We start from the raw sequence: 15,634 nt of genomic DNA on the forward strand, positions 1-15,634 counted from the left end.
AGTAAAACTAGACAAAGTGCGAATAATTTCGAGATTACGAGGGGATTCCGTCTCGAACGATAGCTGATGAGAGTGCCTGTGGCAGCATGCGCCCGGTTGTGGTTGGCGATGAAGGAGTGGTCTTGCTCACTCAGTTATCGCTTGAGCTGGAGATGATTTTTTCAGCGATCTGCCCGTTCCTTGTGTGGCGTTCTTTGGTGGTGTTGCAGCAGTACGTCTGGACTGGTAAGCCGATGGATATCGGCCGGGGATTTTTCCGGCTAGTTGGTGGAGAAATGGATGAGATTGTTGTACCTCTATTCTATGAGTGCGGTTGGCTTGATCAGTGCGCTTTGGGCGGGCGGTGTCTCAGCCTTGCACCTTTTAATTGTCGGAGGACTGCTTGTATTTCATGCCTCGTTTCAGATTTGGGTCAGAGGAAATGTTCAGTGGTCGCGGGAAATTGATCGTGATGCCGTGAAAAGCAGAATCCCATGGTCTGCCTATTCAGGGATCTCTAACGTCTCTTTGCTCGCCATCGTGCTCACCATCTCAGTATTTGCGACAGCGTGATGGAGATCATCTTCTTTTTTTCAGTGGATGAAGGAATGTGAGGTATGGAACTCATCTGGTTATTGCTCCAGTTCCTGTGGGAAGGGGCCCTCTCCACTCGTCCGCAAGCCGGTTCTCCGTTCTCCCACACAAGACGTCTTTTGCTCTCGATCGGGTGCGGGGTAATGACCTGCCTTGTACTGATCGCATGTGAATACATTTTTCCGGGGCCGCGCCCGGTCAGCGAAGTTGCGGGCGGGCTCGCACGGATATGCCTGGCGCTGACAGCGGCGATCTATCTTTGCCTGCTGCTGGAACTGTGGATCAACAAGCGGAAGAGGGCTGGAAAATCCGCATGCCTAAAGGCTTGCACGGATGTGGGTCGCCCGGACTCATAACCATCGGCCTCCCGGTTTTTATCGGTGAACCTTATATTTCCGACGCGCGTCGGACCTGCTGTCCTGCCCGATCTTGGCACTGCGAAATATTTTTCGCTGTTCCAGAAACATGCATCCGAGTTGCAAAACCCGACCGGACCAGCGCCGGAATTCTTGCGCTAAATTTCCTCTTCGTCACCAGGCCATCGCCCGCCGCTCCGCCAGCGTGATGCTGCCACGACACAACCAGAACGGACTGTCAGGGACGGTCCACCAGGGAACAAGAACCGCTACAAGATCAGGGGAGGTCAGTCCGTATGGCCAGCATTTTGTTGATAGAAGATGTCTTGAAAAACTATCGCAACAGCAGCTTGTGCAGATTTTTGAAAGACCAGGGTCATGAGGTCAGCCGCGTGGTGGCCGATGGCGAGGAGTTGTTGATGCCAGCCCAGTTGGGCGAGATCGCCATCGTCCATGTGGGGCAGGCCAGCGCAGCCGGTTATGCGCTGACCAGGCAGTTGCGCGCGGCCAATGCGCGCATGGGTATCCTGCTGATGGCCGCAGAGCATGAGAGCAAGGTCGTGCGCATCGCCGGTCTGGAGCGCGGTGCCGATTTCTGCGAAGCCATGCCGCACCGGCTGGAATTGCTCAATGCCTACATCGAAGTCATGCTGCGCCGGATGGCGCCGCAAGCCTGGTCGCTCGACCTGGCCGCCCGTACCTTGCGCGCGCCCCAGCACGATGCGGTAGAAATCAATTCCCGCGAAGCCGCCTTGCTCAAGCTGCTGGCCGAGAATACGCGTCACGCGGCCGACCGCATGGCCATCGCCCGTGCGTTTGGCGCGGATTGGGTCGGCTTCGACGAGCGCGTGCTGGAGAAGACCGTCAGTCGCCTGCGCCGCAAATGGCGCGACAGCACCATGTACGAGCTGCCACTGCGAACCCTGCACGGCGTGGGTTACTGCTTCACGGAATCGATCCAGACCTGCTGAGACCGGCGCGGCCTGCGTGGCTGGCCGCCTCAGTCCAGGCGCGCCTGGACCTGGTTGCCGGCCACCACGAACTTGCCCGCGCCCAGATGATGCAGGGTGTGCAGGTCGGCATTGTCAGCGGTGAAGTTCCAGTGGCCATTCTCGAAGATGCGCACATCGGCCGCCGCGCTGACGACTTCGCCGAACAAGGTGTCATAGGCGTCTTCGGTCTGGCCCTGCGGCAGCCAGCGGCATTCCATCCACGCCGCACAGCCTTGCTGCAGGACCGGCATGCCCAGCACCGGACCGGCCAGCGCGGCGATCCGGTGGCGGGCGAACTTGTCCTCATCGCGTCCGCTCGCGCTGCCTACCGCATAGGTCAGGTCCATCTGTGCCGCACCGGGAACGATGATGCCGAAGCTGCCCGATTGCGTGATCAGCTCGCGCGTGTAGGTGCTCTTGTCGATCACCACGGCAATGCGCGGTGGCGTGAATTCCACCGGCATCGACCAGGCCGCCGCCATGATGTTGCGGTGTGCGCCGTGGGCGCTGCTCACAAGCACCGTCGGTCCGTGGTTGATGAGGCGGCTGGCGTGTTCCAGTGCGACAGGACGGAAATGGCTGGATTGGTGCATGAGGGGCTCCTGCGGAAAAAGAGCCAAGGATGACACAGAACGCCGCGTGCCGTCGTTGGGACAGCCACACCTGCGCAATGAAAAACGGGAGCCGAAGCTCCCGTTGTGGATGGCATCCTGTACTGTCGGCAGGCTTATTTGCCCCAGCTCAGGACCATCGGGTCCAGGCGGCGTGCCACGCGCAGCAGGCCTTCGCGCACCTTGGGGTGCAGCGGTGCCTGCGGATGACGCAGCATGTCGGACTTGATCACGCCGCCTTCGAGCATGAGCGCCTTGCATGCGGACAGACCGCACTGGCGGTTTTCATAGTTGATCAGCGGCAGCCATTGCATGTAAAGCTCGGCGGCCTTTTCGGTGTCGCCGGCGAAATAGGCATCGACGATCTTGCGGATACCGTCCGGATAACCGCCGCCGGTCATGGCGCCGGTCGCACCGCCGTCCAGGTCGGGGATCAGGGTGATGGCTTCTTCGCCATCCCACGGGCCGACCACGGCGTCGCCGCCCAGTTCGATCAGCTCACGCAGCTTGGAAGCGGCACCGGCAGTCTCGATCTTGAAGTAGGAGACGTTCTCGATTTCCTTGGCCATGCGCGCCAGGAAGGGGGCCGACAGGGGCGTGCCGGCCACCGGCGCATCCTGGATCATGATGGGGATGTCGATGGCGTCGGAGACGCGGCCATAGAATTCGTAGATCTGTTTTTCCGAGACGCGGAAGGTGGCGCCATGATACGGCGGCATCACCATCACCATGGCCGCACCGGCATCCTGCGCAGCGCGGCTGCGCTCGGCACAGATCTGGCTGCCGAAGTGGGTGGTGGTGACGATCACCGGCACGCGGCCGGCCACGTGCTTGAGCACGGTGTCCTGCACCAGCACGCGCTCTTCGTCGGAGAGCACGAACTGTTCGGAGAAGTTGGCCAGGATGCAGATGCCGTTGGAGCCGGCATCGATCATGAAGTCGATGGCGCGCTTCTGGCCTTCCAGGTCCAGCTTGCCGTTTTCGTCAAAGATGGTCGGGGCGACCGGGAATACGCCGCGGTAGATGGGGGTGCTCATGGGAGTCTCCGTCGTGGTTGTCGTGGGCCATCAAGGGATGGCGGCTTGCAATGGAGCTCAATATACGTGCGGGCCGATGGGCTGTATAGTGAAGACTTTCCATCATGTGATCGCTTTTTGGAATCGCCCATGAAACCCGCGCCCAGTCAGCAAAGCCTGAACAGTCTCCTGTCCCGCCTGCGCATGAAGCAGCTGCAATTGCTCATCGCCCTGGACGATCATCAGTCCCTGCACAAGGCCTCCAGCGCCCTGGCCATGACGCAATCGGCGGCCAGCAAGTCGCTGGCCGAGCTGGAATCGATGCTGGATGCGCAATTGTTCGAACGCACCAGGTCCGGCCTGATCCCCAATCAGTTCGGCCATTGCGTGATCCGCTATGCGCGGCTGATGGCAACCGACCTCGGTTCGCTGTGTGAGGAGATGGCGCAGATCCGCTCCGGACGCGGCGGACGGCTGGCCATCGGCGCGGTCATGGGGGCGCTGCCAGCGCTGGTGGTGCCGGCGGTGGATGCGATGCAGCGGCGTCATCCGGAGCTGTCCATCGAGATCGTCGAAGAGACCAGTGTGCAATTGCTGAGCCTGCTGGACGAAGGCCATCTGGATCTGCTGGTGGCGCGCGCCAGTGTCTCGGACAATCCCGGCAAGTACCACTACCAGCCGCTCTCCGAAGAGCCGCTGTCGGTGGTGGTGTCGGCCGACCATGCGCGTGTGCGCGGCCGGCAGATGAGTCTGGCCGCGCTGGCGGGCTATCGCTGGGTCACCTATCCCAGCCACATGCCGCTGCACGCGGTGCTGGAACGGGAGATGGACCTGGCCGGGGTGAGCATGCCGGGCAATGCGATTTCCACCGCCTCGACCTTCGTGACGGTGGCACTGTTGCAGCAGGGCACCGACATGGTGGCTATCCTGCCCACGGCGGTGGCGGAGATGTTCGTTAAGCGCGGTATGCTGCGCATCCTGCCGGTGAAGCTGCGCTCGATGTCGCAGACCATCGGCATCGTCACGCGCAAGGGAGGTCAGTTGTCGCGCGCGGGCGAGGCATTCGTGCGCCTGTTGCGGGAGCGGCCGGTGCGCTGCTGAGGTGTGGAGTGGGCGGCATTGTTGGGCGCCATTCAGTGGTACGTACCACTGCGGCGCTACCTGCGCTCAACGGCCGCAATCACAGTGCTGGCGCGGGATTGTGGTAGAGTGCGCCTCCAACGAAACCTAGCCTCTGAGACCAGCCAGCCATGCGGGAACCGATACAGCGACGCAAGCTATACCAGGAAGTACTTGAGCGCCTGATGGCGCGCATCCATCAGGGAGAATTTCCGCCCGGTTCGCAGTTGCCCTCCGAACGTGACCTGATGGAGCAGTACGGTGTGGGCCGTCCGGCCGTGCGCGAAGCGTTGCAGGCCATGGAGCGCTCCGGCTTCGTGGAAATTGCCCACGGTGAACGGGCGCGCGTGGTCGATCTGACGGCCGACCGGCTGATCGCGCAGATCACCGCCGGTGCGCAGCACCTGCTGCGTACCAAGCCGGACATGCTGAAACATATGAAGCAAGCGCGCGTTTTCCTGGAAACCAGTACCGCCCGCATGGCTGCCGAGCGTGCCACCGAAGAGCAGATCGCGCGCCTGCGCGAGGCCATCGCCGCGCACCGGGCTTCGATGGTCAACCTGGACGACTTCATCGAGCGGGATATGGCCTTCCATCGCGAGATTGCCGACATCAGCGGCAATCCCATCTTTCCTTCCATCGTCGAATCGATGTTCCGCTGGGCCAGCGAGTTCTACATCACGCTGGTGCGCGCCCCGGGCGCGGAGGAACTTACCCTGACCGAACACCAGCGCATCGTCGATGCGATTGCCGCCCATGATGGCGACGCCGCAGCCGAAGCGATGCGTGCGCATTTGATGCGCGCCAATGATCTGTATCGGGAGCTGGGCCAGCAGTAAGCCGGCCCGCGCCGCTCGGCCTTAGCGCAACATGCCGTGCCAGGTAGGCTGTTTTTCTTCGTGATAGTAAGGACGGGTCAGGGGCGCCGACATCACCTGTTCATCACCCAGCACCGTGACCGTCAACAGGCCGGGCGGGCCGTCATAGCGGCGGCAGGCCTGGGCTGAATTGCGGTTGTTGTGCATGTCCACCACCAGCAGGCGCTTCTCTTCTTCGCTCATACCCGGCGTGGGCGGCGGCGCCATGCGCTTGGGTGGGATGACCAGGGCATCACCCGGTTCGACCCACAGGTCGGCCAGGCTGATTTCATTGACGTAGGGCCGCCAGCGCGCCACCGTGATCACCAGCGGTTCCGGCCCGCGTGAAAAGAAGATGTGGGCGAAGTCGTGATACTCGAGGTCGGTGGCATTCCAGGTCAGCAGCTCGCGACTGCGGCCATCGCCCAGGTAGGGCGATTCATAGCCGGCCCATTTGCCATAGGTGTACTCGGCCATGACCAGGCCGTCATAGGCAAAGCGCAGGCACTGGCCGCTGCGCAGCAGGGTGGCGCCGAATGCCTGGGCGTTCTCCGGCGTGGCAGGCAGCGGCTCGTAGCGTACCTCGGGGACGCGAAAATCAAATTCGGTAATCTCGTAGGCGGGCCAGTCCTTGGGCGTAACCGTGCGTTGCCAGTGCGCAATGTCACGATAGGTCACGCCGCGTTCCAGCGCCGGTGCTTCCGGTGCCAGCGCGATGAGTTCGCCGACGACGGTGGCGCTCTGACGGCCTTTGCCGTCCTCGTTGAGCATGTACGGATACCGGGTGGTGTCGAGCAAAGGCGTTGACGGGCCGTCCTTGATGAAGAGAACGGGATCGAAATCACTCTGGTCTGGTGGCATGGCTTCCCCTGATTGGTGGCGTGGTGATGGCCGCCAGGCCTTCCCCGAGGCTGCGCGGCGCACGCGATCTTCGCACAGTTCGGCTGCGCGTAGCAGCCCTGCCGCGCAATCAGAGCAGGCGCTTGATCTCTGCGTTCGACGAGAGCCGGCGGATGGCTTCTTCCGCCTGCCCCAGCGCCGCTTCGGGCAGGCGCAGATGAAGGTGGGCCAGGGTGTCGTGGCGGCTGGCCAGCAGTTCGTATTTCTGCTGGGCCAGCCAGTGGCGCAGCTGTGGTTCGGCGGAATAGACCACGCCGATTTCGATCTCGGCCTGGGCCACGCGTTCGGTGCGTTCCGTACTCTTGAGGGCGGTGGCGATGGCATCGGTATAGGCCCGTACCAGGCCGCCCGCGCCCAGTTTCACGCCACCGTAATAGCGCACCACCATGGCCAGCACACCATCGAGTTCGTGATGGCGCAACACTTCCAGCATCGGGCGTCCGGCCGTGCCGGACGGTTCGCCATCGTCGGACATGCCCGACTGGCCACCGGCCATCAGCGCCCAGCAGACGTGCGTGGCGCTGCGATGGGCCTCACGCATCCTGGCGATCTCCTGCATGGCCGCCTCGCGGCCGGGCACCGGCATGACGATGCCGATGAAGCGGCTCTTGCGGATCTCCAGTTCGATCTCGGCGCGCTGGGCGAGGGTGAAGGTGGCCATGCGGTGCGGCCTCAGTCCTGCTGCGCAGCGGCGCTCTTGAGCAGCGCCAGCTCGGCGCGCAGGCCCTGGTTTTCTTCGGACAGGCGCGCCACGCGGGCCTGTAGCGTAGCGATCTCGCGGCGCAGGGTGGCCGTCAGTTCGTTTTCCTGACCTTCCACCAGCGGGATGGCTGTTTCGCTTGCACCATCGTCGACCTTGGGCGCGCGCGGGGTGCGGGTGGCGGCTTTCTGTTCGCGTACCTTCTTGGCGGCTTCGCGCAATTCCTTCTTGCCGCCCGCCACGGCGCTGACCTGCACTTCGCTGGGCAGGGTCGCCACGGCGGCAGCGGCATTGATGGAAATGGCACCGCTGCGCACGGCCTCCACCAGTTCAGGTGCGGCGGTCTTGCGGATGCGGTCGATCTGGCCGATGGTGGCGCTGCTGATGCCGGCGGCGCGGGCGATGTCTTCGCGGGTCTTGATGCGGCCGGTGTTGTCGTCGGCGTGCCAGGGATCGTCGCCGGCCTCAGCGGGTTCGCTTGCGGCCGCGCCTTCGGTGGGGGCGGTCTCGTCGGCCGCGGACCTGGCCGGTTTGGCCTCGGCCTTGGTGCGCGCGGCGATGATGTCGCGCTTGCGCAGGGCCAGCATGCCGCGCTGGAAGTCGGAGACGCTGCGGCGGCCGAGCTGGTTATCGATCATCCACAGCAGCACATCTTCCAGCGATTGGAAACTGTCGTTCTGGATGGTCTTGAAGGGCAGGTCGTATTTGCTGCAGATTTCGTAACGGTTGTGACCATCGATGAGCACATCCCCCCACAGCACCAGCGCATCGCGGCAGCCTTCGGCCAGCAGGCTGCGCTCCAGCGCGGCGTATTCGTTGGGGGTGAGGGGATCGATGTACTGTTTCAGTTCTTCGTTGATGACGATATTCATGGGACTGTGACGCCGCGGCGCCTGGACTGAATCGAAAAGCCGGGGTCGCATTCTACACCACCGCCTGCCGCGCTCTGCGGGCGGCAATGGCGCTTGCAGTACAATGTCGGGCTTCGTCACTGACTCTTCGTGTCATGCGCTTCTCCTTCCGTCTGATGGCTGCGGCCATCGCTTCTTCCTTGCTTCTTTCTGCCTGCGGTACCTCGTCCTTGTTGCCGGCCGGTGTAGCCTCCAGGCCATCCGAGACCAGCGGCGCGACGGTCACGGCCGGTACGAACGTAACAAATGTTACTAATGGCGCGGTGGCTCCCGTGGTCCCGGTTGCACCCAGCGCTGCGGCCGCGCCCACCCCGCGCAAGATCAAGATCGGCCTGGCCTTGGGCGGCGGCGCGGCGCGTGGCTTTGCGCATATCGGCGTGATCAAGGCGCTGGAAGCCCAGGGCATCACCGTGGACGTGGTGGCCGGGACCAGTGCCGGCAGCCTCGTGGGCGCACTCTATGCGGCCGGCAACGATGGCTTCGCCTTGCAGAAGCTGGCGCTGGCCATGGATGAGGCGGCCATCTCGGACTGGTCGGTGCCGCTGTTTGCCAAGGTCAGTGGCGTCATCAAGGGGGAGGGCGTGCAGAACTACGTCAACAAGGCGGTGCATAACGTTCCCATCGAGAAATTCAAGATTCCCTTCGGCGCCGTGGCGACCGACCTGCGCACCGGCCAGCCCATCCTGTTCCAGCGCGGCAATGCCGGCATCGCGGTGCGGGCTTCGTCGGCGGTGCCGGGGGTGTTCCAGCCGGTCAGGATCGGTGACCACACCTATGTGGATGGCGGGCTGGTGTCGCCGGTGCCGGTGCGCTTTGCCCGGCAGATGGGGGCGGACTTCGTGATTGCGGTCAACATCTCGTCCAATCCGGAGGCGCAGGCGGCCTCCAGCAGCTCCATCGACGTCTTGCTGCAGACCTTCGCCATCATGGGCCAGACCATCAACCAGTATGAGTTGAAGAATGCCGACATCGTGCTGCAGCCGGGCCTGGGCGCGATGAAGGGCAGTGACTTCGCCAACCGCAACGTGGCTATCCTGGCCGGTGAACAGGCAGCGATGGCCGCCATGCCGGAGATCAGGCGCAAGCTCAAGCTGATGGCCACCGGAAACTGATGGTTCAGCCGTTTTTCAAGGAGATATGAAGGAAACGAAAAGGCCGCTGATCCAGCGGCCTTTTGCTATGGGGTATGCACCGTGATGGTGATCATTTCTGCTGATCGTCGTCACCGGCGATGATGCGGCGTGCACCATTGAAGCGCTTCTTCCAGTAGGACTCGTCCATGCTCTCGATGCGCACCTGGCCGCCGGCCGAGGGGGAGTGGATGAACTTGCCGTCGCCCAGGTAGATGCCTACGTGGGAGAAGCCACGGCGCAGGGTGTTGTAGAACACCAGGTCGCCCGGCTGCAGGTTGTCACTGCCGATCTTTTCGCCGACGCGGCTGATTTCCAGCGAAGTGCGCGGCAGGTCGGTGCCCCACGCTTCCTTGAAGACGTAACGCACCAGTCCGCTGCAATCGAGGCCGGTATCGGGCGAATTGCCGCCGTAGCGGTAATTGATGCCCAGCATGGCCAGGGCCTGGGTGGCCAGTTCGGATGCGCGGTTGGTGATGTCTTGCAGGCGGGCAATGGCCAGATTGGTCTTGCTGATCAGCTGCTGGGCTTGCGGCGATGTTGCCTGGGGAGGGGGAAGATCCTGCGCTGCCAGGGAAAGGTCAGCGGAATAGGCCGATGCACTGATCCAGAGGCCGGCCGCCAGCGCGCACGCGCGAGCGGTTTGTCGTCGGATTCGGTCAGATCGGCGTAGGGTCATCGGGATCCTCTCAAAATAGGATTGCGGGACTGTAAGGTAAATCTTACGGCTTGTCAAAAGCTGCATTCATGCCAGCCTGGCTGGCCGGGCTCATTTCCGGGGCAAAAGCGGCGTTTTCGACGGCTTCTCCCCGTAGGGGTTCCTCCTACGCAGGACCGGAAAAATAATTCGGGGAAAAGATCGGCGTTTTGGAAAAAAGTTTCCTTGCTATAGGGGAAAGTGGGCGGGCAGGGCAGGTTTCATGCAAGAAACTTCACATTTGGCCTAAAGATGAGTTTGGCGGGCAGGATGTCAAAAAAGACTTTCTGGCCGTACAATCAGCGTTCATTTTTTTCTGCCTATCGGAGCAAACATGCAAACCAAACCGTTCCTGTCGCTGGATGACGTCAAGAAGATCGCTGCCGGCGCTGAAGCCGAAGCCCGTGCCAACAACTGGAACGTGGCCATCTCGGTGGTCGATGACGGCGGTCACCTGCTGTGGCTGCAGCGCATGGACGGCGCCGCTCCGATCTCGTCCCAGATCGCTCCGGCCAAGGCCCGCACCGCCGCGCTGGGCCGCCGCGAAAGCAAGATCTATGAAGACATGATCAATAACGGTCGCGTTTCCTTCCTGAGCGCCCCCGGCCTGGATGGCCTGCTCGAAGGCGGCGTGCCGGTGGTGGTCGATGGCCATTACGTGGGCGCCGTGGGCGTTTCCGGCGTGAAATCCTCGGAAGACGTGCAGATCGCCAAGGCCGGTATCGCTGCCCTGGGTCTGTAATTCCTTCTACGCCGGCAGCCTTGCCTGCCGGCGTTTCCCCTCCTTGTTGCACCCCATTTCGGTGCATCTTTACGTCAACTTTCGGCAATCTGCGATTTGCCGGAGGGTGGCTTTTGCGCTATAATCGAGCGGTTTAGCCAATTTTATCCGCCGTAGCGCATACCCATTCCTCTTCCTCGTTCCCAACAGGCCCTGCCACGCTTCCGTACTGAATGAGTCGGGGTGTTCGCGCCGGTCGGTTTGGCGCGCAAAGGTCTTCCGGTCATCCAGCCGCGGCGGTAACAATCTCAGGAGTTACCCTTGCTGCCTCTTCTTTCCGGTCCCGCGATTCCGGCCGTCCTCGCGCTCGCAGACGGGTCTGTCTTCCAAGGTTTTTCCATCGGCGCCGCAGGCAATACCACCGGTGAGGTGGTCTTCAATACCGCGATGACCGGCTACCAGGAAATCCTGACCGACCCCAGCTACAGCCGCCAGATCGTCACTCTTACCTATCCGCACATCGGCAACACGGGCGTGAACCGTGAAGACGTCGAAGCTTCGCAGATCCACGCCGCCGGCCTCATCATCAAGGACCTGCCGCGCCTGCTGTCGAACTTCCGCAGCCAGCAATCCCTGTCGGATTACCTGAAGGAAGGCAATATCGTCGCCATCGCCGGCATCGATACCCGCAAGCTGACCCGCATCCTGCGCGAAAAGGGCGCGCAGAACGGCGCCATCGTGGCCGGTGAGGCCGACATCGCGGCCGCTACCGCCAAGGCACTGGAGCTGGCGCGCGCCTTCCCGGGCCTGGCCGGCATGGACCTGGCCAAGGTGGTCTCCACCAAGAAGGCCTACAACTGGACCGAGACCGAATGGCGCCTGGGCCGCGGCTATGGCCAGCAGATCACCCCGAAATTCCACGTGGTCGCCTTCGACTACGGCGTGAAGTACAACATCCTGCGCATGCTGGCCGAGCGCGGCTGCAAGGTCACCGTGCTGCCGGCGCAAGCCACTGCGGCCGAAGCGCTGGCCCTGAATCCGGACGGCATCTTCCTCTCCAACGGTCCTGGCGATCCGGAGCCCTGTGATTACGCCATCGCCGCGTCCAAGGAACTGATCGAGCGCGGCATCCCGACCTTCGGCATCTGCCTGGGTCACCAGATCATGGCCCTGGCCTCCGGCGCCAAGACCCTGAAGATGAAGTTCGGCCACCACGGCGCCAACCACCCGGTGCAGGACCTGGATTCCAGGCAGGTGATGATCACCTCCCAGAACCACGGTTTCGCCGTGGACCAGGCGACCCTGCCGGCTAACTGCCGCGTGACCCACGTGTCGCTCTTCGACGGTTCGCTGCAAGGCTTCGAGCGTACCGACAAACCTGCTTTCTGCTTCCAGGGCCACCCCGAAGCATCCCCTGGACCGCATGACATCGCTCCCCTGTTCGACAAGTTCGTGGCGATGATGGAGAAGAAACAAAATGCCTAAGCGTACTGACATCAAAAGCATCCTGATCATTGGCGCTGGCCCGATCATCATCGGCCAGGCCTGCGAATTCGACTATTCCGGCGCCCAGGCCTGCAAGGCCCTGCGTGAAGAAGGTTTCAAGGTCATCCTGGTCAACAGCAATCCGGCCACCATCATGACCGACCCGGAAATGGCCGATGCCACCTACATCGAGCCGATCACCTGGCAAGCGGTGGAACGCATCATCGCCAAGGAAAAGCCGGACGCCATCCTGCCGACCATGGGCGGCCAGACCGCGCTGAACTGCGCGCTGGACCTGCACCGCAACGGCGTGCTGGAGAAGTACAAGGTAGAACTGATCGGCGCCACCCCGGAAGCCATCGACAAGGCCGAGGACCGCTCCAAGTTCAAGGAAGCGATGACCAAGATCGGCCTGGGTTCGGCCCGCTCCGGCGTGTCGCACACGATGGAAGAATCGTGGGCGGTGCAGAAGACCATCGGCTTCCCGGTCATCATCCGTCCGTCCTTCACCATGGGCGGCACCGGTGGCGGCATCGCCTACAACGCCGAAGAATTCGAGACCATCTGCAAGCGCGGCCTGGAGGCTTCGCCGACCTCCGAACTGCTGATCGAAGAATCCCTGATCGGCTGGAAGGAATACGAAATGGAAGTGGTCCGCGACAAGGCGGACAACTGCATCATCGTCTGCTCCATCGAAAACCTGGACCCGATGGGCGTGCACACCGGCGACTCCATCACCGTGGCCCCGGCACAGACGCTGACCGACAAGGAATACCAGATCATGCGTAACGCCTCGCTGGCGGTGCTGCGTGAAATCGGCGTGGATACCGGTGGCTCCAACGTGCAGTTCTCGGTCAATCCGGCTGATGGCCGCATGATCGTCATCGAGATGAATCCGCGCGTCTCGCGTTCCTCGGCACTGGCCTCCAAGGCCACGGGCTTCCCGATCGCCAAGATCGCCGCCAAGCTGGCCGTGGGCTTCACGCTCGACGAACTGCGCAACGAGATCACGGGTGGTGCGACCCCGGCCTCCTTCGAGCCGTCCATCGACTACGTGGTGACCAAGATCCCGCGTTTCACCTTCGAGAAATTCCCGCAGGCCGACAAGCACCTGACCACCCAGATGAAGTCCGTGGGTGAAGTGATGGCCATCGGCCGTACCTTCCAGGAATCCTTCCAGAAGGCCCTGCGCGGCCTGGAGGTGGGTGTGGACGGTATGAACGAAAAGACCACCGACCGCGAAATCATCGAGAAGGAACTGGGCGAACCCGGTCCGGACCGCATCTGGTACGTGGGCGATGCCTTCGCCCAGGGCTTCTCGCTGGAAGAAGTGCACAATCTGACCCACATCGATCCGTGGTTCCTGTCGCAGATCAAGGAGATCGTCGACATCGAACTGTGGCTGGAAAAGGATGTGGCGCTGGAGTCGCTGGACAAGGCGACCCTGTTCCAGCTGAAGCAGAAGGGCTTCTCGGATCGCCGCCTGGCCAAGTTGTTGAAGACCACCGACACCGCCGTGCGCGAACAGCGCAAGAAGTTGGGTGTGCGTCCGGTCTTCAAGCGTGTCGATACCTGTGCGGGCGAGTTCTCTACCGATACCGCCTACATGTATTCGACCTACGACGAAGAGTGCGAATCCAACCCGACCGACAAGAAGAAGATCATGGTGCTGGGCGGTGGCCCGAACCGTATCGGCCAAGGCATCGAGTTCGACTACTGCTGCGTGCACGCGGCACTGGCGATGCGCGATGACGGTTACGAAACCATCATGGTCAACTGCAACCCGGAAACCGTCTCGACCGATTACGACACCTCCGACCGCCTGTACTTCGAGCCGGTGACGCTGGAAGACGTGCTGGAAATCGTCGACAAGGAAAAGCCGGTCGGCGTGATCGTCCAGTACGGCGGCCAGACCCCGCTGAAGCTGGCGCTGGATCTGGAAGCCAATGGTGTGCCCATCGTCGGCACCTCGCCCGACATGATCGACGCCGCCGAAGACCGCGAGCGTTTCCAGAAGCTGCTGCAGGACTTGGGCCTGCGCCAGCCGCCCAACCGTACCGCCCGTACCGAAGCCGACGCGCTGCAACTGGCGCAGGAAATCGGTTACCCGCTGGTGGTGCGCCCGTCCTACGTGCTGGGTGGCCGCGCCATGGAAATCGTCCACGAGCAGCGTGACCTGGAGCGCTACATGCGCGAAGCCGTCAAGGTCTCGCATGATTCGCCGGTGCTGCTGGACCGCTTCCTGAACGACGCCATCGAAGTGGACGTGGATTGCCTCTCCGACGGTGAACGTACCTTCATCGGCGGCGTGATGGAGCACATCGAACAGGCTGGCGTGCACTCGGGCGACTCGGCCTGCTCGCTGCCGCCGTATTCGCTGTCCAAGGACACCATCGAAGAACTGAAGCGCCAGACCGCGCTGATGGCCAAGGGCCTGAACGTGGTCGGCCTGATGAACGTGCAGTTCGCCATCCAGCAAAATGAAGTCGATGGCAAGACCGTCGATACCGTCTTCGTGCTGGAAGTGAACCCGCGTGCATCGCGCACCGTGCCCTTCGTCTCCAAGGCCACCGGTCTGCAGCTGGCCAAGATCGCCGCACGCTGCATGGTCGGCCAGTCGCTGGACAGCCAGGGCATCAGGAACGAAGTCGTGCCGCCTTACTACAGCGTCAAGGAAGCCGTGTTCCCGTTCGTGAAGTTCCCGGGCGTGGATACCATCCTCGGCCCTGAAATGAAGTCCACCGGCGAAGTCATGGGCGTGGGCAAGACCTTCGGCGAAGCCTTCGTGAAGTCGCAGATGGGCGCCGGCGTGAAGCTGCCGAAGTCGGGCAAGGTCTTCCTGTCGGTGAAGAACAGCGACAAGCCGCGTGCCGTGCAAGTGGCGCGCGACCTGGTCGCCCTGGGCTTCTCCATCGTCGCCACCAAGGGTACGGCTGCCGCCATCAGCGCTGCCGGCATCCCCGTGGCCACCGTCAACAAGGTCGTGGAAGGCCGTCCGCACATCGTGGATATGGTCAAGAACAACGAGATCGCCCTGGTGGTGAACACCGTTGAAGAAAAGCGCAACGCCATTGCCGACTCCGGAGCGATCCGTACCTCGGCTCTGGCCGCCCGCGTGACCACCTTCACCACCATCGCCGGTGCCGAAGCCGCAGTGGAAGGCATGCGCCATCTTGACGCCCTGGACGTCTACGATTTACAAGGCCTGCATAAAGCTATACACTAAACCCACAACACGTGATTTTTGTCGGCTTTAGTTGACGCCGGCAGGCAAAGAGGGCATCTGAGCAATCGATGCCCTCTCTGACTTTTGGACGACACCCTGCGGCCACAACATCTCCAATGTTGCAGGGCAGATGCGTCCGGGGACGCTAAGGACATGACGCCGCCATGCCACGCCATCGTGCAGTCTGGCGTGGTGTCATGTCCTTAGCGGCTCTGGGTCAGAGCGCGTGTTGTTGAAGAGCTGACGGAAACCTGCAGCAACGGTCCGTTCACCAGCCAGACTGTTCCCGTAATGACGATGCTTGTCCGCCAGGTTGGCGGCGAGGTTCTCCTTTTGCGTG

Annotated in this window: 15 protein-coding genes; 9 read left to right on the plus strand and 6 right to left on the minus strand. The window is 62.4% G+C overall.

Translation table 11 applies throughout. The features are described 5' to 3' along the window. Positions 1-279: 279 nt before the first annotated feature. The 3 genes from AACH55_RS06335 (at position 280) to AACH55_RS06345 (ending at position 1,900) form a co-directional block, all read left to right on the plus strand. Positions 280-552: a hypothetical protein gene (locus tag AACH55_RS06335; RefSeq protein ID WP_338718584.1), complete on the plus strand. Its 273-nt coding sequence runs from the start codon at positions 280-282 to the stop codon at positions 550-552. A gap of 44 nt (positions 553-596) precedes the next feature. Continuing rightward, complete coding sequence (locus AACH55_RS06340; RefSeq protein ID WP_338718585.1) at positions 597-929, plus strand: hypothetical protein; 333 nt, start codon at positions 597-599, stop codon at positions 927-929. Between the two features lie 326 nt (positions 930-1,255). After that, positions 1,256-1,900: a winged helix-turn-helix domain-containing protein gene (locus AACH55_RS06345; RefSeq protein ID WP_338718586.1), complete on the plus strand. Its 645-nt coding sequence runs from the start codon at positions 1,256-1,258 to the stop codon at positions 1,898-1,900. A gap of 29 nt (positions 1,901-1,929) precedes the next feature. On the opposite strand, the gene AACH55_RS06350 is transcribed toward AACH55_RS06345, so the two are convergent. Together AACH55_RS06350 and AACH55_RS06355 are read right to left on the minus strand one after the other, a co-directional pair. Beyond that, positions 1,930-2,514, minus strand: a complete 585-nt coding sequence (locus AACH55_RS06350; RefSeq protein WP_338718587.1) for a flavin reductase family protein — start codon at positions 2,512-2,514, stop codon at positions 1,930-1,932. A gap of 134 nt (positions 2,515-2,648) precedes the next feature. Next, a complete protein-coding gene (locus tag AACH55_RS06355) occupies positions 2,649-3,569 on the minus strand; it encodes a dihydrodipicolinate synthase family protein (RefSeq protein ID WP_338718588.1) in 921 nt (306 codons plus the stop codon). Positions 3,570-3,698: 129 nt separating this feature from the next. Here AACH55_RS06355 and AACH55_RS06360 point away from each other — a divergent pair, with 129 nt between their 5' ends. Together AACH55_RS06360 and AACH55_RS06365 are read left to right on the plus strand one after the other, a co-directional pair. Then, complete coding sequence (locus AACH55_RS06360; protein ID WP_338718589.1) at positions 3,699-4,649, plus strand: LysR family transcriptional regulator; 951 nt, start codon at positions 3,699-3,701, stop codon at positions 4,647-4,649. 149 nt (positions 4,650-4,798) lie between these two features. Next, positions 4,799-5,506 carry a transcriptional regulator NanR gene (locus AACH55_RS06365; RefSeq protein ID WP_338718590.1) on the plus strand — a complete coding sequence of 236 codons (708 nt, stop codon included), beginning with the start codon at positions 4,799-4,801 and terminating at the stop codon, positions 5,504-5,506. 21 nt (positions 5,507-5,527) lie between these two features. Here the strand turns inward: AACH55_RS06365 and AACH55_RS06370 are convergent, their stop codons facing one another. From AACH55_RS06370 to AACH55_RS06380, 3 genes are all read right to left on the minus strand, one after another. Then, positions 5,528-6,385 (minus strand): hypothetical protein, encoded by an 858-nt coding sequence (locus tag AACH55_RS06370; RefSeq protein WP_338718591.1) that lies wholly within the window; start codon positions 6,383-6,385, stop codon positions 5,528-5,530. Between the two features lie 109 nt (positions 6,386-6,494). Further along, positions 6,495-7,085 carry a YigZ family protein gene (locus AACH55_RS06375; protein WP_338718592.1) on the minus strand — a complete coding sequence of 197 codons (591 nt, stop codon included), beginning with the start codon at positions 7,083-7,085 and terminating at the stop codon, positions 6,495-6,497. 11 nt (positions 7,086-7,096) lie between these two features. Next, positions 7,097-7,996 (minus strand): hypothetical protein, encoded by a 900-nt coding sequence (locus AACH55_RS06380; RefSeq protein WP_338718593.1) that lies wholly within the window; start codon positions 7,994-7,996, stop codon positions 7,097-7,099. Positions 7,997-8,130: 134 nt separating this feature from the next. On the opposite strand from AACH55_RS06380, the gene AACH55_RS06385 reads away from it, so the two are divergent. Then, a complete protein-coding gene (locus tag AACH55_RS06385) occupies positions 8,131-9,147 on the plus strand; it encodes a patatin-like phospholipase family protein (protein WP_338718594.1) in 1,017 nt (338 codons plus the stop codon). 91 nt (positions 9,148-9,238) lie between these two features. On the opposite strand, the gene AACH55_RS06390 is transcribed toward AACH55_RS06385, so the two are convergent. Further along, positions 9,239-9,844 (minus strand): C40 family peptidase, encoded by a 606-nt coding sequence (locus tag AACH55_RS06390; RefSeq protein ID WP_338718595.1) that lies wholly within the window; start codon positions 9,842-9,844, stop codon positions 9,239-9,241. 352 nt (positions 9,845-10,196) lie between these two features. Here AACH55_RS06390 and AACH55_RS06395 point away from each other — a divergent pair, with 352 nt between their 5' ends. The 3 genes from AACH55_RS06395 to carB all read left to right on the plus strand — a co-directional run bounded on the left by AACH55_RS06395 (position 10,197) and on the right by carB (position 15,294). Then, a complete protein-coding gene (locus AACH55_RS06395; RefSeq protein ID WP_008326828.1) occupies positions 10,197-10,604 on the plus strand; it encodes a heme-binding protein in 408 nt (135 codons plus the stop codon). A gap of 300 nt (positions 10,605-10,904) precedes the next feature. Beyond that, on the plus strand, positions 10,905-12,068 hold the full coding sequence (gene carA / locus AACH55_RS06400; protein WP_338718596.1) for a glutamine-hydrolyzing carbamoyl-phosphate synthase small subunit: 1,164 nt from the start codon (positions 10,905-10,907) through the stop codon (positions 12,066-12,068). After that, on the plus strand, positions 12,061-15,294 hold the full coding sequence (gene carB / locus AACH55_RS06405) for a carbamoyl-phosphate synthase large subunit (RefSeq protein WP_338718597.1): 3,234 nt from the start codon (positions 12,061-12,063) through the stop codon (positions 15,292-15,294). Before carA ends, carB begins: the two co-directional genes overlap by 8 nt. Positions 15,295-15,634: the final 340 nt, after the last annotated feature.

Origin of the sequence: Herbaspirillum sp. DW155 (assembly GCF_037076565.1) — a bacterium.
Classification (GTDB): domain Bacteria; phylum Pseudomonadota; class Gammaproteobacteria; order Burkholderiales; family Burkholderiaceae_D; genus Herbaspirillum.